Source organism: Streptomyces sp. NPDC046925, assembly GCF_040644915.1.
GTDB lineage: Bacteria > Actinomycetota > Actinomycetes > Streptomycetales > Streptomycetaceae > Streptomyces.
This window is the reverse complement of sequence record NZ_JBEYWZ010000001.1, coordinates 1,405,063-1,427,994: the sequence shown is the minus strand read 5'-3', so window position 1 is coordinate 1,427,994 and position 22,932 is coordinate 1,405,063. Positions and strand designations below refer to the sequence as shown.

General features: G+C 70.3%; 17 protein-coding genes. 7 read left to right on the top strand and 10 right to left on the bottom strand.

Going from position 1 to position 22,932, the window contains the following annotated elements:
* Positions 1–266: 266 nt before the first annotated feature.
* Positions 267–1,088: an SDR family oxidoreductase gene (locus ABZ906_RS05920; RefSeq protein WP_361377826.1), complete on the top strand. Its 822-nt coding sequence runs from the start codon at positions 267–269 to the stop codon at positions 1,086–1,088.
* A 59-nt stretch (positions 1,089–1,147) separates the two neighbouring features.
* On the opposite strand, the gene ABZ906_RS05915 is transcribed toward ABZ906_RS05920, so the two are convergent.
* From ABZ906_RS05915 to ABZ906_RS05895, 5 genes are all read right to left on the bottom strand, one after another.
* Complete coding sequence (locus ABZ906_RS05915; protein WP_361377823.1) at positions 1,148–2,653, bottom strand: SDR family NAD(P)-dependent oxidoreductase; 1,506 nt, start codon at positions 2,651–2,653, stop codon at positions 1,148–1,150.
* Between the two features lie 69 nt (positions 2,654–2,722).
* Positions 2,723–4,105, bottom strand: coding sequence for a wax ester/triacylglycerol synthase family O-acyltransferase (locus ABZ906_RS05910; RefSeq protein WP_361377820.1), 1,383 nt, complete (start codon positions 4,103–4,105; stop codon positions 2,723–2,725).
* 207 nt (positions 4,106–4,312) lie between these two features.
* Positions 4,313–6,655, bottom strand: coding sequence for a GH92 family glycosyl hydrolase (locus tag ABZ906_RS05905; RefSeq protein ID WP_361377817.1), 2,343 nt, complete (start codon positions 6,653–6,655; stop codon positions 4,313–4,315).
* Positions 6,656–6,766: 111 nt separating this feature from the next.
* Positions 6,767–7,477 (bottom strand): hypothetical protein, encoded by a 711-nt coding sequence (locus ABZ906_RS05900; RefSeq protein WP_361377814.1) that lies wholly within the window; start codon positions 7,475–7,477, stop codon positions 6,767–6,769.
* A 118-nt stretch (positions 7,478–7,595) separates the two neighbouring features.
* Positions 7,596–10,205, bottom strand: coding sequence for a PA14 domain-containing protein (locus ABZ906_RS05895; RefSeq protein WP_361378114.1), 2,610 nt, complete (start codon positions 10,203–10,205; stop codon positions 7,596–7,598).
* Between the two features lie 202 nt (positions 10,206–10,407).
* Here ABZ906_RS05895 and ABZ906_RS05890 point away from each other — a divergent pair, with 202 nt between their 5' ends.
* The 5 genes from ABZ906_RS05890 (at position 10,408) to ABZ906_RS05870 (ending at position 16,199) form a co-directional block, all read left to right on the top strand.
* A complete protein-coding gene (locus tag ABZ906_RS05890; protein WP_361200093.1) occupies positions 10,408–11,421 on the top strand; it encodes a LacI family DNA-binding transcriptional regulator in 1,014 nt (337 codons plus the stop codon).
* A gap of 154 nt (positions 11,422–11,575) precedes the next feature.
* A complete protein-coding gene (locus ABZ906_RS05885; protein WP_361200096.1) occupies positions 11,576–12,673 on the top strand; it encodes an ABC transporter substrate-binding protein in 1,098 nt (365 codons plus the stop codon).
* 1 nt (position 12,674) lies between these two features.
* Positions 12,675–14,204, top strand: coding sequence for a sugar ABC transporter ATP-binding protein (locus ABZ906_RS05880; RefSeq protein ID WP_361377811.1), 1,530 nt, complete (start codon positions 12,675–12,677; stop codon positions 14,202–14,204).
* On the top strand, positions 14,197–15,171 hold the full coding sequence (locus ABZ906_RS05875; RefSeq protein ID WP_361200102.1) for an ABC transporter permease: 975 nt from the start codon (positions 14,197–14,199) through the stop codon (positions 15,169–15,171). Before ABZ906_RS05880 ends, ABZ906_RS05875 begins: the two co-directional genes overlap by 8 nt.
* Before the next feature lie 29 nt (positions 15,172–15,200).
* Positions 15,201–16,199: an ABC transporter permease gene (locus ABZ906_RS05870; protein WP_361200105.1), complete on the top strand. Its 999-nt coding sequence runs from the start codon at positions 15,201–15,203 to the stop codon at positions 16,197–16,199.
* Positions 16,200–16,224: 25 nt separating this feature from the next.
* Here the strand turns inward: ABZ906_RS05870 and glgC are convergent, their stop codons facing one another.
* From glgC to ABZ906_RS05850, 4 genes are read right to left on the bottom strand one after another with little or no spacing between them, the layout of a single operon-like run.
* Positions 16,225–17,445 carry a glucose-1-phosphate adenylyltransferase gene (gene glgC / locus ABZ906_RS05865; protein WP_361377808.1) on the bottom strand — a complete coding sequence of 407 codons (1,221 nt, stop codon included), beginning with the start codon at positions 17,443–17,445 and terminating at the stop codon, positions 16,225–16,227.
* A 22-nt stretch (positions 17,446–17,467) separates the two neighbouring features.
* Positions 17,468–18,634: a glycogen synthase gene (glgA, locus tag ABZ906_RS05860; protein ID WP_361200110.1), complete on the bottom strand. Its 1,167-nt coding sequence runs from the start codon at positions 18,632–18,634 to the stop codon at positions 17,468–17,470.
* A 51-nt stretch (positions 18,635–18,685) separates the two neighbouring features.
* On the bottom strand, positions 18,686–19,426 hold the full coding sequence (locus ABZ906_RS05855; RefSeq protein WP_361377805.1) for an IucA/IucC family C-terminal-domain containing protein: 741 nt from the start codon (positions 19,424–19,426) through the stop codon (positions 18,686–18,688).
* 11 nt (positions 19,427–19,437) lie between these two features.
* Positions 19,438–20,175, bottom strand: a complete 738-nt coding sequence (locus ABZ906_RS05850) for a class I SAM-dependent methyltransferase (protein WP_361377802.1) — start codon at positions 20,173–20,175, stop codon at positions 19,438–19,440.
* 434 nt (positions 20,176–20,609) lie between these two features.
* Here ABZ906_RS05850 and ABZ906_RS05845 point away from each other — a divergent pair, with 434 nt between their 5' ends.
* Positions 20,610–21,650 (top strand): DMT family transporter, encoded by a 1,041-nt coding sequence (locus ABZ906_RS05845; protein ID WP_361377799.1) that lies wholly within the window; start codon positions 20,610–20,612, stop codon positions 21,648–21,650.
* Positions 21,651–21,720: 70 nt separating this feature from the next.
* On the opposite strand, the gene ABZ906_RS05840 is transcribed toward ABZ906_RS05845, so the two are convergent.
* Positions 21,721–22,899: a transglycosylase family protein gene (locus ABZ906_RS05840; protein ID WP_361377796.1), complete on the bottom strand. Its 1,179-nt coding sequence runs from the start codon at positions 22,897–22,899 to the stop codon at positions 21,721–21,723.
* Positions 22,900–22,932 lie beyond the last annotated feature (33 nt).

Sequence of the window (22,932 nt, the reverse complement as noted above, 5' to 3'; positions counted from 1 at the left end):
CTTCGGTCGCGGTGGCGCCGTTGATCGGGCGGGATCGCGGCCACGGTTGCAAGCCTGTCCCAGGGCGGCAGAGGGGCGCTTGTGGTCCCCTGGAGGCCGTCCGTTGGCATCAGATTAACCAAATGAGCGGGCGCGCGCTCTATGGGTTCCGCTGAAGAGGTGGATTTCGGACACTTCGTGTCGGTGTGGGGGTGGCAGTCGGGCCGAGAACTTCCGAAAGTGTCGACCCCATGGGTCTTTCCGTAACTCCATGGGACCGTACGGAAATGACTTCTGCTCCGGCACGGGAGGGCGCGGTGGCTCTGGTGACCGGAGCCTCGCGGGGCATCGGACTCGCCGTCGCGCGGGCCCTCGCGCGGTCCGGACACCGCCTCGTGGTGACGGCCCGCGAGCCGGTCGCCCTGGAGGCGGCGGTGGCCGCACTGCGCGCCGAGGGAGCGCGGGCCGTCGGATGCGCGGGCGGCGTGGCTGATTCCGGTCGGGCGGAGGCCTGCGTGGCCCTCGCGATGCACGAGTTCGGACGGCTCGACGTCCTGGTGAACAACGCCGCGACCAACGCCCCCTACGGCGCGCTGATGGACGTCGACCTGGCCCGGTGGCGTACCGCCTTCACCGTGAACGTCGAGGCCGCGCTGCACCTGACCCAGCTCGCCTGGCGCGCCTGGATGAGCGAGCACGGAGGCGCGGTGGTGAACATCTGCTCGGAGGGCGCCTCCCACACGGGCCCGAACGTGGGCGCGTACGGCACCAGCAAGGCGGCGCTCCTGCACCTGACCGCCCAGCTCGCGGGCGAACTCGCGCCCTCGGTGCGGGTCAACTCCGTGTCCCCCGGCCTCATCCGCACCGAGATGGCCCGCTTCGTGTGGGACGGCGCCGAGGATCAGCTCGCGGCGAGCCTGCCCCTCGGCCGCATCGGCGAGCCGGAGGACGTGGCGAGCGCCGTGACATGGCTGGTCTCCGATGCGGCCGAATGGGTGACCGGCGCGGATGTCCTGGTGGACGGCGGGACCAGAGTGCGGGCGGCGGCCGGCGGCACCTCGCCGTACGCGGTGCACGAGCGGCTGCGGGCTCCCCGCGAGGAGCCCTGAGCGCCGTACGGGACGGGCGTCGGGTCAGCGGCGGCCCACCGGCCGCCGCAGCCCGTCCGCTACCACTTGCCGGGTGCGTAGTCCTTGAGGAAGACACCGAACACGTCTTCGCCCGCCTCGCCGCGCACGACCGGGTCGTAGACCCGCGCCGCGCCGTCGATCAGGTCGAGCGGCGCGTGGAAGCCCTCGTCGGCAAGGCGCAGCTTGTCGAAGTGCGGACGCTCGTCGGTGATCCAGCCGGTGTCGATCGAGGTCATGAGGATGCCGTCGGTCTGGAACATCTCCTGGGCGCTGGTCCGCGTCACCATGTTCATCGCGGCCTTCGCGGCGTTCGTGTTCGGGTGACCAGCGCCCTTGTACCCGCGGCCGAAGACGCCCTCCATCGCCGAGACGTTGACGACGTAGGAACGGCCGCTCGTCGCCTTCTTCGCGGCGTCGGACATCGCCGGGCGCAGCGCGCTGATCAGGATGAACGGCGAGGTGTAGTTGCACAGCTGGGTCTCGAGGAGCTCCACCGGGGAGATCTGCTCGATGGTCTGCACCCAGGTGTTGCTGTCGACGACGTCCGGGACGAGGCCGCCCGCGTCGATGGCGGTGCCGTCCAGGTGCCGGGCGACGCTGGCGTTGCCCGCGACGAGGGCGAGGTCGGCGACCTGCTGCGCCTCCAGGCCGCTGGTGCCGACGGGCAGCGCGGCCAGGCCGTCCACCGCGCCGGAATTGAAGGCGCCGATGACGGAGTGGGCGGGCAGCTCACCGGCGGGCAGCGGCGCGCCCTCGCCGTCGACCAGGGCGGCGTACGCGGAGGGCAGGCGGCGCACGGTCTGCGTCGCGTTGTTGATCAGGATGTCGAGCGGTCCGGCCGCGGCGACCCGCTCGGCGAGCGCGACGGACTGGGCCGGGTCGCGCAGGTCGATGCCGACGATCTCCAGGCGGTGCAGCCAGTCCGCCGAGTCGTCCATGGCCTTGAAGCGGCGGATGGCGTCCTTGGGGAACCGCGTCGTGATGGTGGTGTGGGCGCCGTCGCGCAGGAGGCGCAGCGCGATGTACATGCCGATCTTGGCGCGGCCGCCGGTGAGCAGCGCGCGCTTGCCGGTGAGGTCGGTGCGGGCGTCGCGCTTGGACCGGTTCAGGCGGGCGCAGTCCGGACACAGCTGGTGGTAGAAGTAGTCGACTTCCACGTACCGCGTCTTGCAGGTGTAGCAGGAGCGCGGGCGCTGGAGTATCCCCGCGATCCGGCCCTCCTCGGTCTGCGAGGACGGCAGCAGGCCCTCGGTCTCGTCGTCGATCCGTTCGGCGGAGCCGGTGGCGGTGGCTTCGGTGACGGCCTTGTCGTGCGCGGTCTTGGCGGCGCGGCGCTCCTGACGGCGGCGCTGCTTCACGGTCCGGTAGATCCCGGCCGTGGCGCGGCGCACGGCGATCGCGTCGGGGTGGTCGACGTCCAGCTTGTCGAGCTCGTCGAGCACGCCGAGGCAGACGGCGAGCCGGTCGGGGTCGATGCCGGGGCCGAATTCGACGGCCTCTCCGGCCGGACCGGCAGCCCCCGGACTGTCCTCTGTCACCGTCATCGCCGCTGTCCTCGCGTCACTCATGCCGCGGCTGTCTGAGTGACCGCGGAAGCTCCAAAGAAGAGAACTTTACGTAGCGACGGGCCCCTCTATCAAACTCGGGCGCTCTACGCACGCGTCGACGAGCCCCGCGAGCTCCTCCCGCACACTGCGCGCGAGAACGTCCAGGTCGGGCACGGCGGCCGCGTCCGCGACAAGCCCGAAGTGCACCCGACCCCGGTAGGTCGACACCGCGACGGCGAGCGCCTGCCCCCGGGCCAGGGGCGCGAAGGGGTACACGGCGGCGAGCGGGCAGCCCCCGAGTCTCAGGCCCAGGCTCGGCAGCGGGACGCTGGTGACCAGGAGGTCGAAGAGCAGCCGTGCGGCCTGCGCGACGACGGGTCCGCCGATGCGGTGGCCGAGCGGCGGCACATGATCGGCGAGCAGCGCGACCGCGCCGGCGCCGCGGTTGGGGCCCGCGTCCTTGTTGCGGTCCATGGCGGCCCGCACCGCCTTCAGCCGCGCGACCGGGTCCGCCTCTCCGACGGGCAGCCGCACCAGATATCCGGAGAGCCGGTTGCCCTGCGGCTGCGCGCCGCGCGGCCTGCGCCGGGAGACCGGCACCAGGGCCCGCGGCTCCACGCCCTCGCTGCCGTCGCCCCGCTCGTCGAGCCAGCGGCGCAGGGCTCCGGCGACCACGGCGATCAGTACGTCGTTGACGGTGCCGCCCACGGTCTTGCGCACGCGGTGCACGTCGTCCAGGTCGAGCAGCACGCCCGCGGTGCGCCGCGTGCCGGTGGCCCGTGACGTGAGGGCGGCCGATGACCGTACGCCCAGCGTCGCGCGGGCCACGGACGAGCCGATGTCGAGGGCCTGCCCCACGTCGGTGACGGTGTCGCGGACCAGGCCGGGCAGCCTGCGCGGGTCGGGCAGCCACGACCAGCGGGAGGCCTCGGGTGCCGCGGGCGCCGGGCGCGCGGCGGGCAGGTCGACGGGGTCCATGACCGCGGCGGCGAGCATCAGGGCGCGCAGCCCGTCCGCGAGGGCGTGGTGGAACTTGAAGAGCACGGCGAAGGACGCTCCGTCGTCCCCGGGCAGCACATGCGCCTCCCACGGCGGCCTGCCGCGCTCCAGGGGGCGCTGCATGAGCGCGCCCGCCACGGCGTGGAAGTCCCCGGTGGGCTCGGCGAGCCGGACGTGGTCCAGCGGGTCGAAGGCGGGCGCGGGCGCCCGGACGGCCGCGCCGACCGGCAGCAGGACCGACCGGATCCGCAGCCGCAGTCCGGGCACGTCGGCCGCGCGGGAGGCGAGCAGCCGGGCGGCGCGCTCGGCCGCGTCCGGCGAGTCGGCGTCGAAGACGCCCAGTGCCCCCAGGTGCATGGGGTGCTCAGCGGACTCGATGTTCCAGAAGGCGAGGTCGAGGGGTGCGAGCAGGTCGGAGGTCTCGGCGGGCTGCGCTTTCAACGGGTTCAACGGGCTGCTCTCGCGTCGAGGACGATGCGGGGGATGGCATGAATCTGCAGTCAATCGCCGTTGCGTGACTACGGTCAAGTACGATCAAGCTACGCACAGTTAACAACAGATTAAGGCCCGCCTCTCTGGGAGAGGCGGGCCTTGTGGTGCACAAGTGGCGTATGTCCTACGTCACTTCCGAGCGGTCGGTCGTTTCGGGGCGGTCGGTCACTTCAGGGCGGGCGGGGCCGCGCTCGTCGACGTACCCCAGTCCGAGGGCTTGTCGCCGACCGTGAAGGACAGCTCGCGGGTGTCGCGGATGTCCTCGGTCGTCAGATACGTCTTGCCGTAGTCGGCGCCGTCCGCGCGCGCCGACTGGATGTACCGGTCGGTGTCGGAGGTGCCCGGCGCCTTCACCGTCAGGCGCCCCTTCGGGTAGTAGCGGCGGTCGAGGGTGAGGTCGACGCGCTCGAAGACGGGCGTCGAAAGACCCCAGGTGTCCGTGCCGGGCTGGACCGGGAAGACGCCGATCGAGGAGAGCACGTTCCAGGCGGACATGGTGCCGAGGTCGTCGTTGCCCGTCATGCCGGTCGGGGTGTCCGTGAAGAGGGTGAGCGCGGCGTGCACCACGTCCGTCGTCTTCCACGGCTGGCCCGTCGACAGATAGGTGTACGGGGCGATGAGGTCGGGCTCGTTCTGCGGGTTGTACTTGTCCGCGTTGTAGTAGTCGTACGGACCGTTGACCCACACCTCGCGCGCGGTCTTCGCCGGGTCCTTCAGGAGCTGCTCGTAGGCGAAGAAGGAGTCGAGGCGTTCATTGGTGGCCTGCTTGCCGCCGATGAGGTCGACCATGCCGGGCAGGTCCTGCGGGACGAGCCACTGGTACTGCCAGGACGTGCCCTCGTGGAAGCCTTCGCTCTTGGCGGGGTCGGCGGGTCCGGTGAAGGCACCGTCCTTGTCCCGCGCGCGGAAGAACCCGGTCGAGGTGTCGAAGATCTTCCGGTAGTTCTGCGCGCGCTTCGCATACCGCTCGGCGTCGGCCTTGTGTCCCAGCTCGCCGGCCATCTGCCCGAGCATCGCGTCCGAGAGGGCGTACTCCAGGGTCGCGGAGGCACCGTGGTCGTAGTCGGAGTCGCCGGGCTTGGCGTGCGGGCGGCCCTTGATGTACGGCGCGAAACCGTCGCTCAGGTACTCCTTGTTGGCCTCGCGGCCCACGGGCGCGGAGTCGGCGGGCGGCACACCGTCCGCGTTCTTCTTCAGCGCGCGGTAGGCCTCCTCCTCGTGCCCCTTCAGGAGACCCTGCTGGTAGGCGTTGGTGAGGAAGGGCGTGACCGGGTCGCCGGTCATGATGTTCGTCTCGACCGTGCCGTAGCCCCACTTGGGCAGCCAGCCGCTCTCCTCGTCGATCTTCAGGACGGAGAGCGCCATGTCACGGGACTCGTGCGGCGCGAGCAGCGACAGGAGCTGGGCCTGGGTGCGGTAGGTGTCCCACAGGGACCAGTTCTGGTAGTACGTGAATCCCTTGGCGCGGTGGGTCTTCTGGTCCCAGCCCGTGTAGCGGCCGTCGACGTCGCTGCCGATGTTCGGCGCGAGGAACGAACGGTAGAGGGACGAGTAGAAGGTGCGGCGCACGGTCTCGCTGCCGCCCTGCGCCTTCACGTCGTCGAGCCGGTCCTCCCAGGCCCGCTGGGCCGCCTTCGCCACCCGGTCGTACGAACGCCCGCCCTCCGCGCGGAGGTTGAGCGCGGCGCCCTTGGCGTCGACGTACGAGAGCGCGGTGGTGGCCTCGACGGTGCGGTCCTTGGAGGTGTCGAACCGGACATAGGCGCCGTTGCGCTCCTCGCCCGCCGACGAAGTCTTGGAGCCCGCCGTGACGGTGTCGCCCTTCCAGGTGCCCGACGTCTTGAAGGGGCGGTCGAAGCGGGTGATCGTGTAGACCGTGTACGGCTTGGTGTCCTGGCAGAAGCCGCTGCCGGTGATCGCCGTGCGGACCGTACGGCTGTCGAGGATCTCGACCTTGGTGCTGCCCGTCTTGTGCAGCGACTGGCCCGCGTTGAGCAGGACGTTGGCCTTGTCGGTGGCGGGGAAGGTGTAGCGCTGCACACCGGTGCGCTTGGTGGCGGTCAGCTCGGCGTCGATGCCGGACTTGAGGCCCACCTTGTACGAGCCGGGGCTCGCCTTCTCGTCGTCGTGGCTGAACTCCGCCGCGTACTTCGCGTAGTCCGTCTCCTTGACGTCGCCCGTGGTGGGAAGCACCGGCAGATCGCCGCCCAAGCCGCAGCCCACGCCCGAGAGATGGACGGTCGAGAAGCCGCGGATGTGGGTGTCGGAGTGGTCGTAGCCGGTGTTGTGGCCGGTGTCGGGCGAGAACTGGACCATGCCGAAGGGCACGGCCGCGCCGGGATAGGTGTTGCCTTCGTTCTCGGTCCCGATGAACGGGTTGACCAGGTCGGTAAGGCGGCCGTCCGCCGCCGGGGCGGCCTGCGCCGCCGGTATGGCGAGGGCTCCCCCGAGGAGTGCGGCCGCGGCCACCACCACTCCCGTGCCGCGTAGCCGTCGAGTCCGTCTCATGGGTGGGAACGCCTCCTTGGACAACGTTGTCAAAGCGCGGAACGCGATCATTCTTCGGGGGTGGCCTCGCGTGCGTCAAGGGGTGGGAGGCAGCCAGAAGGCCGCGGCGTGTCAGGCGGTGTGCAGCCAGACCCGCAGCGGCCCGATCGGGGTGAAGCCCTGGCGGACGGCGGCGTCGAGGCTGTCGCCGCTCTCGTATCCGACGACGGGAACGCCGGGCCAGAGCCGGGCCACCTCGGCGAGGACGCCGGCCCAGGCGGATTCCTCGTCCGCCGAGGAGAACAGGTTGGAGACACCGACCACCGACGCACTGCGGCTCGCGATGGCTCCCGCCACGATCCGCCCCTCGGAACGCCCGGCCAGGAACGTCGAGTTGCCGTCGAGCAGTGCGGGCCGGAACAGGCCCTCGCCCTCCTCGCCGCCGTTCCAGGCGGTCTCCCATGCCGGCAGCGACCCGGCGTCCTTGAGCGGCTCCCATGTGACGTCCTGCGCGAGAGCCTCGGGAACAGGCTTGTCCGCCGGGCGGTGGATCCACTGCGCCTCGAAGAGCACCTCGAAGCCCAGCGGCCCCAGATCGAGGCAGGCGAAGCTGTCCTTGACCGAGCAGCCCGGCGACGCCGTGTCGATGCGGGCCACGAGATCGGCCGCCGCCACCTCGGGGGCCAGCGAGACGGCGTCCGGATACAGCGGCGGTGTCCGCCGGGCGCTGCTCCAGATCCCTTCGCGCAACTCCCCCGCCAGGCCGTGCGCGCGGCAGACCGCGTCGCACCACTCGGCGTTGTTCCGGGCCGCGGCCCCTGCCCACTCGTTCACGGTGATCACCGGCTGATGATGCCAAGCCGGCGGGGCCGCGTCCACCGGTTATCGCGTCGGCGGGAAGTACGTACACGGGGCAGGCGCTCCGGACCGCCGACCGGTCCGGAGCGCCCCCGTACCCGGGTCAGGAACCCGGGCACCCCGCCGGGTCGGGCCGCGACGCGTCGCTGATCAAGGCTTCATGTGCTGCCTTGAGCCGCTTCACGTCGGGCTTGACGACCCTGCGGTCGTAGGTGAGCAGACCGTTCAACTCGCCTTCCACATCCGAGATCTGGGTGTAGACGGCGCCGTTGCCGCCCTTGCAGGCGAGCTTGTGCACCTCGTCGAGCTTGGTGAGGTAGTCGTCGGTGTACGTCGCCGGGTCCACGTCGACGTAACTCTGCTGGACGGACCATGCGTGGCCGGGCACCGCGAGTCCGAGACCGCCGTACTCGCCGTTGATCTGCGCCCGCACGCCGTCGGGCTTGGGCGGCAGGGCCGGGCTCGGGTAACCGTGCTCGTCCATGAGGTCGCCGGTGCCGCCGTCGCGCCCGAGGTTGAGGCCCGACATGCCGTTGACCAGGCGGGTCGGGTCCCAGGCCTTGGCCTGGGTGGCGATGCGGCCCTCGTCGTACTGGCCCCAGCCCTCGTTGAAGGTGACCCACATGACGATCGACGGGTGGTTCGCGTGCTCGTCGATCATCTGCTTCATCTCGGACTCGTACTGGGCACGTGCCGCCGTGCCCGGGTTACGGCCCGCGGCCATCGACGGCATGTCCTGCCAGACCATCAGGCCCAGCTTGTCCGCCCAGTAGAACCAGCGGTCGGGCTCCACCTTGATGTGCTTGCGGACGGAGTTGAAGCCCATCTCCTTGTGCATCTTGAGGTCGTACGCAAGGGCCTCGTCGGTCGGCGCGGTGTGCAGTCCGTCCGGCCAGAAGCCCTGGTCCAGGGTGGCCATCAGGAACTGCGGCTTGCCGTTGAGCATGGTGCGCGGGGTGCCGTTCACCTTCTCCACGGAGACGGTGCGCATCCCGAAGTAGCTCTTGACGTTGTCCCGGCCGACGGTGACCTTCAGGTCGTAGAGGAAGGGGTCGTCGGGCGACCAGAGGTGCGGCTTGGCGATCTTCAGCTTGAGCGGGGTGCCCGTGCGTCCGCTCGCCTCGGCGACCTTCTTCTTCCCCGCGTACGCGACGGCCTTGACCGGCACACCATCACGCACGCCCTTGGGCTCGACGGTGACCTGCTTGGTGGCCACGTCGGGCGTGATCTTGAGCGAGTCGGCGTGGTCGGCCGCGACCGGCTCCATCCACACCGTCTGCCAGATGCCGGAGGACGGGGTGTACCAGATGCCGCTCGGGTCCAGGCGCTGCTTGCCGACGGGCGGGTTCTCGCCGTTCTCGCCGTCGGTCGGGTCGTAGACACCGACGATCAGTTCCTGGGTCTTGCCCGGCTTCAGGGCGTCCGTGATGTCGGCGCTGAACTTGTCGTAGCCGCCCTTGTGTTCGGCGACCTTCTTGCCGTTGACGAACACCTCGGACTGCCAGTCGACCGCGCCGAAGTTGAGCTTGAGGCGCTTGCCGTCGCCGACCTTCCAGCCCTGCGGAACGGTGAAGGTCCTGCGGTACCACATGCGGTCCTCATGCCGCTGCAGGCCGGAGAGCTGGGACTCCACCGGGTAGGGGACGAGGATCTTCTCGGCGAGGTTCTTGCCGACCGGGGGCTTCTCGCCGGCCTTGGCCGACGCGAACTGCCAGGAGCCGTTGAGGTTGCGCCAGGAGTCGCGGGTCAGCTGCGGTCGCGGGTACTCGGGCAGCGCGTTGTCCGGGCTCACGTCATCGGCGAACTTGGTGCGCAGCTGGTGCTGCGAGTGGTTGGGGCCGCTGCTCCAGAACGCGGCGACCGCCTTGCCGTCGTCGCCGTTCAGGCCGCCCTTGCCGTCGTAGCGGATGTCGGCGGTGCCCTTCGCGTTGCCTTCCTTGTTGCCGACCACGGGCTCCTTGAGGCCCACGAGGAGTGCGCGCGGGTCCTTGGGGTCGGCCTTGACCGTGGAGAGGGGCCACTTGGCGCCTCCGATGACCGCCTCGATGTGGTCGGCGAGGCCGCTCGGGGGCGCGGCGAGCTTCTGGGCGAAGTCCAGCTTGAGGGTGCGGCCGTCCTTGAGGACCGTGGCGGCGGTGGCGCCGTCGTAGTCGAAGTCGTCGGGGAGACGGAAGGCGGACTGCGGGACGGCCACCTTGCTGCCGCCGGGCTCGGTCCAGCGCAGGTGGAGGTTGGAGCCGCCGTAGTGCTCGAAGTACTCGACCTTGATGTCGACGGCCTTGCCGGCCTCCAACTCGATCGGCTTGGCGGTCTGTTCCTTGTCCCAGTCGTCGACCCAGTGGTCGATGGCGAGCTTGCCGTCGACCCAGAGGCGGAAGCCGTTGTCGCCGATCATGGAGAAGGTGTGGGAGCCGGTCTTCTCCGGGACGACCTTGCCGGTCCAGCGGACGGTGGCGTCATCGGCCTTGCCGGTGGCGAAGGCCAGACGCGGGTCGAGGTTGTCGAAGTCGATCTTCTGATCGAAGCCGGTTGCCTTCAGCTCGTGGAAGTCGAAGGCGCCGGGGGCGGACTGGGTGTAGTACTCGCCCTTGAGGCCGTGGACTTCGGGGGGTTCGTCCGCGGCTGTCGCGGCCGGCACGGCGGTCAGTCCGGCGAAGGCGAGGGCGACGGTGAGCAGCAGTATCAGTCGCTGCCTGACTCGTCTGTGTCGGATGGGGCGCACGGATCCTCCTTGCTTGAAGCGGTGCTCGAAGGCTGAGGAAGGGGGTGGCGGCTCGCCGCCGCAGTCTGTACAACGAATCTGTACAACGTTGGAAGGAACGGCAGTTGGCATGACAGCACGCTCCCCGGCGTGCTGTCCAGGGCCATGACAAATACCCCGGCACAGGGGTGCATCCAGACGCAGGGAGCTGCACGTGCGGGTAAGCCTCAAAGACGTCGCAGAGCGCGCGGGCGTCTCCATCAAGACCGTTTCGAACGTGGTGAACAAATACCAGCACGTCACCCCGGCGATGCGGGCGCGCGTCCAGGAGGCGATCGACGAGCTGGGCTACCGGCCGAACTTGACGGCGCGTCACCTGCGCAAAGGCCGTACGGGGATCATCGCGCTCGCCGTTCCCGAACTGGGAAACCCCTACTTCGCCGAGCTCGCGGGCGCGGTCATCGACGCGGCGGCCGAGCATGACTTCACCGTGCTGCTCGACCACACCCGCGGCGAACGCGAGCAGGAGGTTCTGGTCAGTCAGGGGTTCCGGGCGCGGGTGATCGACGGCCTGATTCTGAGCCCCCTTGAGCTGGAGGCGGACGACCTCGCAGGCCGCGAGGACGACGTGCCGCTCGTGCTGCTCGGCGAGCGCCAGTACAACCTGCCCTACGACCACATCGCGATCGACAACGTGGCGGCGGCCCGCGCGGCCGTGCGCCATCTGATCAGCCGCGGACGCAGCCGCATCGCCTATCTCGGCGCCCGCACCGACTCCGCGAACCAACCCGCCAACCTGCGACTCCAGGGCTGGCGCGAGGAGTTGACGCAGGCGGGGATCGCGGCGCCGGACAACCTGGTGGGCCCGGTGGGCGGCTGGAACCGCTGGGACGGGGCGAAGGCGATGGCGCGGATGCTGGACGCGGGGGTGCGCCCGGACGCGGTGTTCGCCTACAACGACCTGGTGGCGATCGGTGCCATGCGCGTCCTGCACGAGCGGGGTCTGCGCGTGCCGTGGGACGTGGCGGTGGTCGGTTTCGACGACCTCGCGGAGGGGCAGTTCGGGGCGGTCACGCTGACCACGGTCTCGCCGGACAAGCAGGCCATCGCCCGTCTCGCGGTGGCTTCGCTGCTGCGCAGCCTGGAGGGCAATCATGAGCCGGAGGGACGTGAACTCGCGGCCGAATTCCGCCTGGTGGAGCGCGAGAGCACACTGGGCCGACGCTGAGCTGCCGAGTCGTCGGCGGAGGTCTCCGTGTGCGCGGAGGGTTTACAGCCCCCTTCCAACGATGTAAAAAGCTCCCCGTACCGCCGAGTTGACCGTAAGTGCCATCCTCCCGTGAGCGCTCTCAGCGCCGGGGCCGTGCCGTTTTGGGGACTCCATGAAGCCGACCACACGCCTTAGCCGCATCTCAGCCAGGACTCTCCTCGCCACCGGTCTGGCCGCGAGCCTCGCGCTCGCCACCGGATGCGCCAAGTCCGAGGACGACGGCGACAAGAGCTCCGCCTCGCAGGACAAGGGCGACTCGGGTCAGGTCGTCTCGGAACCGAGCGAAGGCAGCGGCCCGACCTGCGCGATAGACGCCTACGGCGGCAAGAAGCTCGACCTGAAGACCGCCACCGTCGGCTTCTCCCAGTCGGAGAAGGAGGCCAACCCCTTCCGCATCGCGGAGACGGCCTCCATCAAGGCCGAGGCGAAGAAGCGCGGCGTCAAGCTGCTCACCGCCAACGCCCAGTCGCAGTTCTCCAAGCAGATCAGCGACGTCCAGGACCTCATCGCCAAGGGCGCCGATCTGCTGGTCATCGCCCCGCTGAACTCCGACGGCTGGGAGCCGGTGCTTCGCTCGGCCTCCGCCAAGCACATCCCGATCATCACGATCGACCGCAAGATCAACGCCAAGGCCTGCAAGGACTACGTGAGCTTCATCGGCTCCGACTTCGTCGAGCAGGGCAAGCGCGCGGCCGACGCGATGATCGAGTCGACGGGCGGCAAGGGCAAGGTCGCGATCCTGCTCGGCGCGGCGGGCAACAACGTCACCACCGAACGCACCAAGGGCTTCCAGGACCGCATCAAGGAGAAGGCCCCCGACCTGAAGGTCGTCTTCAAGCAGACGGGTGAGTTCGCCCGCGAGAAGGGCCAGCAGGTCACCGAGCAGCTCATCCAGTCCAAGCCGGACATCGACGGGATCTACGCCGAGAACGACGAGATGGGCCTGGGCGCCGTCAACGCCCTCAAGGGCGCGGGCAAGAAGGCCGGCGACGTGAAGATCGTGACGGTCGACGGCACGCGCAACGCCGTGCAGGGCATCGTCGACGGCTGGATCTCCGGCGTCATCGAGTCGAACCCGCGTTTCGGCCCGCTCGCCTTCCAGACCCTGGACACCTTCACCAAGGGCACGAAGGTCTCGCAGGACATCGTCATCAAGGACAGCGCGTACACGAAGGACAACGCCAAGGCGGACCTCGGCAAGGCCTACTGAGATGTCGGACGTCCTCTCGGTCACCCAGCTCAGCAAGACGTTCCCGGGCGTACGCGCCCTGGACGGGGTCGACTTCACCGCCCGCGCCGGAGAGGTGCACGCCCTGATCGGCGAGAACGGCGCGGGCAAGTCGACCCTGATCAAAGTACTGACGGGCGTGTACGCGCCGGACGCGGGCGAGCTGACCTACCAGAACGAGCAGGTCAGCTTCGCCACCCCGCTCGACGCGCAGCACGCGGGCATCTCCACGATCTACCAGGAGGTCAACCTCGTCCCCCTGATGAGCGTGGCCCGCAATCTCTTCCTCGGCCGCGAGCCACGCGGCCGGCTCGGCCTCATCGACTTCCGCCGGATGCACCGCGAGGCGGAGGAGGCCCTGCAGCGGCTCGGCGTACGGGTCGACGTGCGCCGTCCGCTGCGCGAACTGGGCGTGGGCGCCCAGCAGATGGTGGCCCTGGCCCGCGCGGTCTCGGTCGACGCGCAGGTCGTCATCATGGACGAGCCGACGTCGTCCCTCGAACCCCGCGAGGTCCAGACCCTGTTCGGCGTCATCCGCATGCTGCGGGACCGCGGTATCGCGGTGATCTACGTCAGCCACCGCCTCGAAGAGCTCTACGAGGTGTGCGACGCCGTCACCGTGCTGCGCGACGGCAAGCTGGTGCACACGGGACCGATCGCCGAACTCGACCGGCTCCGCCTCGTCTCGCTGATGCTGGGCCGCGAGATCGGCGAAGTACGCGAAGAGGGCGTCACCAAGTTCTCGGGCGAGCACGCGCCCGACACCCAACCCATCGTCCAGGCACGGGACCTGACGATGCGCCACTACCTGCACGGAGTCTCCGTCGACATCCGCCCCGGCGAGGTCGTGGGCCTGGGCGGCCTGCTCGGCTCGGGCCGCAGCGAGACGGCGAAGGCGATCGCGGGCGCGCTCCCCACCGACTCGGGCAGCGTACTGATCGCCGGGACCCCGGTCCGGGCCGGATCGCCGCCCGCCGCCATCCGCGCCGGCATCAGCCTCCTGCCCGAGGACCGCAAGGCCGAGGGCATCGTCCCCGGCCTCTCGGTCCGCGAGAACATCGCACTGGCCGCACTCCCCCGCCTCTCCCGCTTCGGCCTGGTGGACGAGTCGGCGATCGACAAGATCGTGGACACGTTCATGAAGCGCCTGCGCATCAAGGCGTCGGGCCCCCACCAGAAGGTGGGCGAGCTGTCGGGCGGCAACCAGCAGAAGGTCCTCCTGGCCCGCTGGCTGGCGATGAACCCCAAGGTGCTCCTCCTGGACGAGCCGACCCGTGGCATCGACATCGGTGCGAAGGCCGAGGTCCAGAAGCTGATCGACGAGCTGGCCAACGACGGCCTGGCGGTCCTGCTCATCTCCTCCGACATGGAGGAACTGATCGAGGGCTCGGACCGGGTCGTGGTCCTCAAGGACGGCACGGTGATCGAGGAACTGACAGGCTCCAAGGTCACGGAGGACGCCCTCATGCGCGCAATAGCCACCACCGGAGGCTCCGGAGATCAACATGACTGACCTCGCCACGGACGCCGTCGGCGCCACCTCACGCGCCGACCGCGAGCGCATCCTGCGTTACCTCCAGGACTACGGCGTGTACGTGGGCGTAGCCGTCCTCCTGCTGCTCAACATCTTCCTCACCCCGCACTTCCTCTCCGCCGAGAACTTCCGCACCCAGGCGGTCCAGGTCGCCCCCGTCCTCATCGTCGCGCTCGGCATGGCCCTGGCCATCGGCAGCGAGGGCGTGGACCTCTCCGTCGGCTCCGTCATGGCGCTCTCCACGTCCCTGCTCTCCCTCTACCTGGGCTACGGAACATGGATCGCGCTCATCGTCGCGATCATCGGCGGCGCGGCCGTCGGCATCGCGAACGGCTCCCTCATCGCGTTCATCGGCGTCCAGCCCATCGTCGCCACGCTGGCGCTGATGGTCGCGGGCCGCGGACTCGCCCTCGTGCTGCTCCCCCAGCTCAAGGACGTCCGCGATCCGACCATGGCATCCCTCGGCTCCGGCGACATTCTCGGCATCCCCTATCTCGTCCTGATCGCCGCGGCCCTCGCACTCGTCGTGGCCTTCGTCGTCCGGCGCACCACCTTCGGCCGGCAGCTCCTGGCCATCGGCGACAGCCGCCCGGCCGCGCGCCTCGCGGGACTCCCCGTACGCCGCGTCCTGATCCTCGTGTACGTCTGCTCCGGTGTGCTCGCCGCCATCGCGGGCGTCCTGGCGACGGCACGACTGACCGCCAGCGATCCCACCTCGCTCGGCAACCTGATGGAACTGTCCGCGATCACCGCGGTCGTGGTCGGCGGCACCCCGCTCAGCGGCGGACGCGTACGGATCGGCGGCACCGTAGCGGGCGCCGTACTGATCCAGCTGCTCACCGCCACGCTCATCAAGCACGATCTGCCGCCCTCCTGGACACAGATCGCCCAGGCCGTAGTGATCATTCTCGCCGTCTACGCGGCACGGGAGAGGGGCAAGCGGTGACCGGCACCGTCCTATCCGAGGCCAAGCCCATGAAACAGCCAGAGGACCCCGAGGGCGCGGAGACCGGAGCGAGCCGCTCCGAGCGCATCAGCGCACTCGCCCAGCAGCACGGCGCCCTGGTCACCCTGGTGGTCGCCGTCGTCGCGGCGTCGCTCAGCTTCGACACGTTCCTGACCGGCGACAACCTGGAGAACATGGCGGTCTCCTCCGCCTTCCTCGCGGTCGTCGCCCTCGGCATGACCTTCGTGATCATCACCGGCGGCATCGACCTGTCGGTCGGCTCGCTCTTCGCGCTCGGCGGAGTGCTCGCGGCCTGGGGTTCGCAGTACGGCACCGCGGTGGCGCTGCTGCTTCCGCTCGCCGTCTGCGGACTCATCGGCCTCGTCAACGGCCTGTTGATCGCACGCTCCCGGCTCGCCCCGTTCATCGTGACGCTGGCCGCGATGCTCGGCGCGCGCGGCATCCTCCTGTCCGTCACGGACGAGGGCTCCACGACCTACCTGGTCGACAAGGACACCTTCTTCGCGACGCTCGGCCAGGAAAAGCTCCTCGGCATCGGCGTCCCGGTCTGGATCACCCTGGCCCTCTTCGTCGCCGGCGCCGTGGTCCTGCGCCGCAGCCGCTTCGGCCAGTACGTGTACGCGGTCGGCGGCAACGAGGACGCGGCGGCGCTCATGGGCGCCCCGGTGGCCCGCACCAAGGTCACCGTCTACACCATCTCCGGTCTCTGCGCGGGCCTGGCGGGGGCGCTCAACGCGGCCTGGCTGGTCTCGGGCGTCAACATCCTCGGCTCGGGCATGGAACTGGAGGCGATCTCCGCGGTCGTCATCGGGGGCACGCTGCTGACCGGCGGATTCGGCTTCATCAGCGGATCACTCGTCGGCGTGCTGCTCCTGAAGGTCATCCAGAACGTCATCAACCAGATCGGCTCGCTCGACTCCGCCTACCAGCAGGTGGTCAGCGGCGCCTTCCTGGCGCTCGTGGTGATCGCGCAGACCTGGCTGGGCCGCAGGCGCCGGGTGCTGTAAGCGCCCGGCTCCCGCGGGACGCCCGCTACATCGGGACGATCTGCCCCTTGCCGAGGGCGATCACGCCGCCCTTGGAGACCGTGTACAGCTGTTCGTCCCGCTCGGGGTTGACTCCGATCGTCGCCCCGGGCGGGACGTCCACGTTCTTGTCGAGAACGGCACCGCGCACCACCGCTCCCCTGCCCACGCGGACGTTGTCGTGAAGGACCGATCCCTGCACGACCGCCCCGTCCTCGATCGTCACGCCCGGCGAGAGCACGGAGCGCGTGACCTGACCCCGGATGACACAGCCGGGACTGACGATGGACTCGCTCGCGATGCCGGCCGCGCAGAACTTGGCGGGCGGCAGACCGCCCGGATGGGTGTAGATGGGCCAGCGCCGGTTGTCCAGGTTGAACACCGGCTGGTCGGAGATCAGGTCCATGTGCGCTTCGTAGTACGAGTCGAGCGTGCCGACGTCACGCCAGTAGCCGTGGTCGCGCGGGGTCTCCCCGGGCACGTGGTTGTCGTCGAAGTCGTACACCTGGGCAAGGCCACGCTCGGTGAGCATCGGCAGGATCGAACCGCCCATGTCGTGCTTGGAGTTGTCGTCCTCGGCGTCCTGCTGGATCGCGTCGACGAGGGTCTTCGTGGTGAAGACGTAGTTGCCCATGGAGGCGAACACCTCGTTCGGCGAGCCCGGCAGGCCCGGCGGATCGGCGGGCTTCTCCAGGAAGCTCTCCACGCGCGTGCCGTCCCGCGCGGGCGTGATGATGCCGAAGGACGACGCCTCCTTGCGCGGCACACGGATGCCCGCGACCGTCACCCCGGCACCGCTCTCGAAGTGCTGGTTGAGCATCTGCCGCGGGTCCATGCGGTAGACGTGGTCGGCGCCGAACACCGCGATGTAGTCGGGCTGTTCGTCGTGGACGAGGTTGAGGGACTGGAGGATGGCGTCCGCGCTGCCCAAGTACCAGCGCGGGCCCAGGCGTTGCTGCGCCGGGACCGGAGTGACGTAGTTGCCCAGGAGGCTGGACATCCGCCAGGTGGTGGTGACGTGCCGGTCCAGGGAGTGCGATTTGTACTGGGTCAGTACGCAGATCCGCAGGATGTCTCCGTTGACGAGGTTGGAGAGCACGAAGTCGACGAGGCGGTACGTGCCGCCGAACGTGACCGCTGGTTTGGCCCGGTCGGCCGTGAGGGGCTGCAGGCGCTTGCCCTCACCGCCCGCCAGGACGATTCCGAGCACCGAAGGTCCACCGCGCATCGCGCCGCCCCCTTAACTGGGATCACTTGGACTCGAGTAACTCCTCGTACACGCGGGTCGTCTGTCGCGCGACCGCGTCCCAGCCGAACTCCCTGACGGCACGGTCGCGTCCGGCCTCGCCCATACGGGTCGCGGCGCGCGGATCGTCGACCAGTTCGTTCAGGGCCTGTGCAAGGCGGGCCTCGAAGGCCGCCGGCTCCTTCTCCTCGTACGGGACGAGGAGCCCTGTGCTCTTGTCGGCGACGACCTCGGGGATGCCGCCGACGTCCGATGCCACGACCGGGGTGCCGCACGCCATCGCCTCCAGGTTGACGATGCCGAGCGGTTCGTACACGGAGGGGCAGACGAAGGCCCGTGCGTGCGTGAGGAGTTGGATGATCTGTTCGCGCGGGAGCATCTCCGGGATCCAGTGCACTCCCCCGCGGGACTGGCTCAGCTCCTCGAAGAGGGTGCGGAACTCGGCGTCGATCTGCGGGGTGTCGGGAGCTCCGGCGCAGAGCACGAGCTGCGTGGAAGGGTCCAGCTCCTTGGCGGCGCGCAGCAGATGGGGCACGCCCTTCTGTCGGGTGATGCGTCCGACGAACAGGACGTAGGGCCGCCCGGGGTCGATTCCCAGGCGTTCGAGGACGTCCGTGCCGGGGTCGGGGCGGTACAGGCTCGTGTCGATGCCGTTGTGAACGACGTGCACCTTCGCCGGGTCGATGGCGGGGTAGCAGCCGAGGATGTCGGCGCGCATGCCCCGCGAGACGGCGATCACGGCGTCCGCGGCCTCGACGGCGGTGCGCTCGGCCCAGCCGGACAGCGCGTATCCGCCGCCCAGTTGCTCGGCCTTCCAGGGGCGCAGGGGCTCCAGGGAGTGTGAGGTCATGACGTGCGGAATGCCGTGCAGGAGCTTGCCGAAATGGCCCGCGAGGTTGGCGTACCAGGTATGGGAGTGGACGAGGTCGCAGCCGGTGAGGGAGGCCGCCATGGACAGGTCCACGGAGAAGGTCCGCAGGGCGTCGTTGGCGCCGTCGAGGGCGTCCCAGGCCTGGTGGCGCACGAGGCCGTCGGTGGCCCCCTCGCTCCCCCAGCAGTGCACGTCGACGTCGACGAGGGCCTCTAACTCCCGTGCGAGGAACTCGACATGGACTCCGGCTCCGCCGTAGACATCCGGGGGATATTCCCGGGTGAGCAGTCCTACTCGCACGCAGAACCTCCGTCCGTCCACCCCAGCCGCCGGTCGCCCGCACCCACATGGTCACCCAGAAGCGCCCCGCGGGGAAGAGCCCCGCACCGACCTCTGCGGGGGCCGGTCGAAGCAGCAGTCCCCGCACACGCCGCCGCCCGGGCAGCGGTAGTAGAGACAGCAGCTGCGCCGGCGGAACGCGGTGCCGTGCAGGGTTCCGGTGCCGCGCAGGTCGGGGTGGTCGAAGAGTTCTACGGCCAGGGCCCGGGCACGCTCCGCCACGTCGGTACGTCCTTCGCGGCGCGCCCAGGTGTCCAGTTCGCGGGCCGCTCCGGCGAGCGCGGAGCCCGCGTTGCCCCACAGCAGGCGTGCGGAGATCCGGTGGCGGGTGCGCAAGGCGTCGGCCAGCGGCGCCAGATGACCGTCCATGACGATGTCCCGGATGCTCGCGGCGTTGGCGGGCCGCGTCGTCACGGACGTCAGCCACAGGTCGTCGGGCGAGGTGCCGTCCGCGTCCCAGTGCAGCAGCTCCGGGTCGAGGCCGGGCACCGCGCCGTGCAGCGCCGCCGAGCCGAGCGCCACGGACCACAGCCGCGCCGCGAGCCCCAGCTGCGCCACCGAGACCGCGATGCGCGTGTCCGGCGCCCCGATCCGGGCGGCGACCTTGGCGACGCGGAACGCGAGGGGCCCGTCGTCGCCCGCGTACACCCGTGCCAGGGAGGTCACTTGGGCGCCGCCCGGCGGCGCCCCCGTGCGCAGGGCGAAGAATCCGCCGACGGAGCCGACTGCAGTCAGGTCGAGAGGGGCTTTCACGAGAGCAGAGCCTAGGCGTCCTTGCGGAACAGGGCCGTCCACAGGAAGGGCTCGCCGAAGTACGCGGAGTCGGCCGGTTCGTCACGCATGCGGCGCACTTCGACCTCCGTCAGGTCGGAGAAGATCCGGCGCAGCGACTCGGGCGTGTAGGCGAGGCCGCCCTGGAGCCCGGACGCGCGGTAGAAGTCCGCGTCGGACAGTTCGGAGCCGGAGCCCTCCGCTCCGGCGGCGAAGGCGGTGAGGGCGAGGTGGCCGCCGGGGGCGAGGGCGCGCTCCAGGAGGGCGAGGTAGCTGACGCGGCGGTGGGGCGGCAGGTGGTGGAAGCATCCCGAGTCGGCGATCAGGTCGTACGGGCCGCTCGGTCCGGCCTCCGTGAGCGCGAACGCGTCGCCGCAGCGGAACCTGATGTCCGCCCCGGCCTCGCGGGCCCGCTCCTCGGCCCAGGCGACTGCCGCCGGGGAGATGTCGACGGCGTCCACCTCGAATCCCAGGGAGGCCAGATACAGCGCGTTGCGGCCGGGACCGCAGCCCAGATCGAGGGCGCGGCCGGGGGTGAGCAGGCCGCGGTCGGCGTACGAGGCCAGGTTCTCGTCCGGTTTCGCCGCGAAGAACGGGACCGGCCGGTCGCGGTCGGCGTAGAAGGCGTCCCACCAGTCCCCCGCGCCGGCGGTCCAGCGGTCGGCTTCCGGTGCGAACAGGCCGTCCATGAGCTTCAGGACGTCGTCGACAGTGCGTATGTTCCGGTGCATCCGGACCCCTTTCCACGAGGGGCCAAGATTACGGAAGCGGACCACAAAAGCCCAGGTCAGATTGCATGTACGGAAAGTCTGCAAGCCTCCTGAGCCGTCGTTCCGGGGCGCGGGAGCGGCAGGGCGGGGCAGGGGCCCGGCGGGAGTGCGCCATGCCGTCTGTGCCCCTCCCCACGGCCCGGACGAGGGTGTTGCGAGGGGCGCTCCCGCAAGAATTTCCGGGACTCCGGATGATCCACCGGACCGCTGCGTAACCCACCCGGGGGAGGACATCTCCCGTCCAGTACTCCATCGGTAGTAGGACCCAATGCCTGCTGAGGTACGACGACGTGGAGCGAAATCCGCGAGATCGTAGTGAGTATGGAAGCCGACCGTTCGCCGCACCGGACGCCCCGGGCCCACCAGGGGGCGCACCGCAAGCCGTGGAGCACCTCATGAGTGCCCTCACGCTCGCCGTGGTGCTGTCCCTCGTATCCGCCGTGGCGTACGCGGGCGGGGCCATTCTGCAGGAGCGGGTCGCCGTCAGCACGCCGGAGCGGCGGTACGCACCGCTGCGCCGCGGTGCCTGGTGGGTCGCCATCGCGCTCAACGGCCTCGGTGCGCTGCTGCACGTGGTGGCCCTCGCGTACGGGCCGCTGAGCCTCGTACAGCCCCTTGGCGCCCTGACCATCGTCTTCGCCCTGCCGATGGCCGCGCTCTTCGTGCGCCGCAAGGCCGGGGCGACCGCCTGGCGCGGTGCGATCATGGCGACCGTGGGCCTCGCGGGGCTGCTCTCGCTGACGCAGTCCGCGGACGCGCAGTCCCTGGACGACGCCGAGCGGGTCATGGTGGCCCTGGTGACCGCGGGTGCCGTGGTGGCGCTCATGGTCGTGGCGCACGCGGTGCACCGGCATCCGGTGGTGCGCAGCGTGCTCCTGGCCAGCGCGGCGGGCGTCGCGTTCGGCATCGCCTCGGTGTTCACCAAGACGGTGGCGGTGGACCTGGACGCGAACGTGTCGCTCTCACAGCAGCTGCCCGCCCTCGCCGTGATCGCGGTCCTCGCCTCGGCCGGTGTGCTGATCTCGCAGGCCTCGTACCGCGGCGCGGGCCTGGCGGCTCCGCTGTCGACGGTGACGGTCGTGAACCCGGTCGTGGCGGCCGCGGTGGGCCTCACGCTCTTCGGCGAATCGTTCCGCTACGGCACCGCGGGCACGATCGTCGCGCTGGGCTTCGGCGTGGTCGCCGCGGGCGGTCTGATCCTGCTCACCACCGAGCGGATCGGTGCCCAGCAGAAGGCCGCGGCATCGACGGTGCCGGTGGCCAAGGGCGGTCCCGTCGCGGCGGACGCCGTGGCGCCCGAGCCGCCCGCCGACGGGCTGCGGGCCGACCAGGTGCGGGCCGGGGAACTGCGCTCGGTGCCCTCCCAGCCCGCGACCGGTTCGCACTCGCACCGGCGGGTGCCGTTCCGCCACGGCCGCGAACACGTCGGCTCCTAGGCCTCTCGACGACAAGCAGCCGCACCGCACGAAGCCCCCGGATTCCTCCGGGGGCTTCGTGCGGTCCGCGTCAGATCCGGACGCCGTGGGCCCGCAGATACGCCAGCGGATCGACGTCGGAGCCGAAGCCGGGCCCCGTGCGCACCTCGAAGTGCAGATGCGGGCCCGTGCTGTTGCCCGTGGACCCCGAGCGCGCGATGCGCTGCCCCGCGCCCACCTTCTGGCCGGACTTCACGGTGAGCGCCGAGAGGTGCCCGTACTGGGAGTACTTGCCGTCGCCGTGCCGGATCACCACTTCGTAGCCGTACGAGCCGCCCCAGCCGGCCGACACGACCGTGCCCGCCCCGATGGACTTCACGGAAGTGCCGGTGGCCACGGGGAAGTCGACACCCGTGTGGTAGCCCTTGGACCAGGAGCCGCCCGCCGCCCGGTAGGGGGTGCTTGGCGAAGCCGCCACGGGTGCGGAGAAGCCCTGGGAGGCCCCGGCGGGCTTCGCCTTCCTCGGCTCGGCCTTCTTCGGCTCGGCCTGGGCCCGCTGCTTGGGCTCCGTGCGCCGCTCGGGCGCGGCCTCCGGCTTCCCGGACTTCTGCTGCGAGGCCTTCAGCGCGAGCCGCTGCCCCGGCGTGATCATGTCGGGGTCGCCGCCGATCGTCTGGCGGTTCGCCTCGTACAACTGCTGCCAGCCGCCGCTGACCCGGCGCTCGTCGGCGATCCCGGAGAGTGTGTCGCCGCGGACGACCGTGTACATCTGGCCGCGGCCCGCGGCGGACTGCGGGGTCACTTCCGGCTTGACGTCCTTGACCTCGCGCTTGGGCGTCGTCTTCGCCGCCGCCTTGGCGGCGCCCATCGGCGTGATGTCGGGTGCGTCGCCGCCCCGCGTCAGGCCTGCCCGCTCCGAGCAGACCGGCCAGGCCCGGGGCCCCTGCGCCTTGAGGACCTTCTCGGCGACGGCTATCTGCTGGTCCTTGCTTGCGCGGTCGGCGCGCGGGGCGTAGGCGGTGCCGCCGTACGCCTCCCAGGTGGACTGCTTGAACTGGAGGCCGCCGTAGAAGCCGTTCCCGGTGTTGATGCTCCAGTTGCTGGTGGACTCGCAGGCCGCCACCTTGTTCCAGGTGTCGACGTCGGCCGCCTCTGCCGTGCCGGTGCCGATCAGCGGGAGCGCCATCCCGGCACCGCCCGCCGTGACGGTCAGCGAAGCACGGTTGATCCGGTTCGGCTGATACCGGCGGTGACGACCGCGTACGGCCATGGGAGCCCCCTCAGTCACACACATCTCAGTCAC

What these genes read in the sequence shown, in the direction of transcription:
- glgC (WP_361377808.1), bottom strand. Translation starts at nt 17,445, where the DNA reads ATGCGCGGTGGACCTTCGGTGCTCGGAATCGTCCTGGCGGGCGGTGAG.
- ABZ906_RS05915 (WP_361377823.1), bottom strand. Translation starts at nt 2,653, where the DNA reads ATGACGGTGACAGAGGACAGTCCGGGGGCTGCCGGTCCGGCCGGAGAG.
- ABZ906_RS05875 (WP_361200102.1), top strand. Translation starts at nt 14,197, where the DNA reads ATGACTGACCTCGCCACGGACGCCGTCGGCGCCACCTCACGCGCCGAC.
- ABZ906_RS05840 (WP_361377796.1), bottom strand. Translation starts at nt 22,899, where the DNA reads ATGGCCGTACGCGGTCGTCACCGCCGGTATCAGCCGAACCGGATCAAC.
- ABZ906_RS05870 (WP_361200105.1), top strand. Translation starts at nt 15,201, where the DNA reads ATGAAACAGCCAGAGGACCCCGAGGGCGCGGAGACCGGAGCGAGCCGC.
- ABZ906_RS05920 (WP_361377826.1), top strand. Translation starts at nt 267, where the DNA reads ATGACTTCTGCTCCGGCACGGGAGGGCGCGGTGGCTCTGGTGACCGGA.
- ABZ906_RS05880 (WP_361377811.1), top strand. Translation starts at nt 12,675, where the DNA reads ATGTCGGACGTCCTCTCGGTCACCCAGCTCAGCAAGACGTTCCCGGGC.
- ABZ906_RS05845 (WP_361377799.1), top strand. Translation starts at nt 20,610, where the DNA reads ATGAGTGCCCTCACGCTCGCCGTGGTGCTGTCCCTCGTATCCGCCGTG.
- ABZ906_RS05850 (WP_361377802.1), bottom strand. Translation starts at nt 20,175, where the DNA reads ATGCACCGGAACATACGCACTGTCGACGACGTCCTGAAGCTCATGGAC.
- ABZ906_RS05905 (WP_361377817.1), bottom strand. Translation starts at nt 6,655, where the DNA reads ATGAGACGGACTCGACGGCTACGCGGCACGGGAGTGGTGGTGGCCGCG.
- ABZ906_RS05885 (WP_361200096.1), top strand. Translation starts at nt 11,576, where the DNA reads ATGAAGCCGACCACACGCCTTAGCCGCATCTCAGCCAGGACTCTCCTC.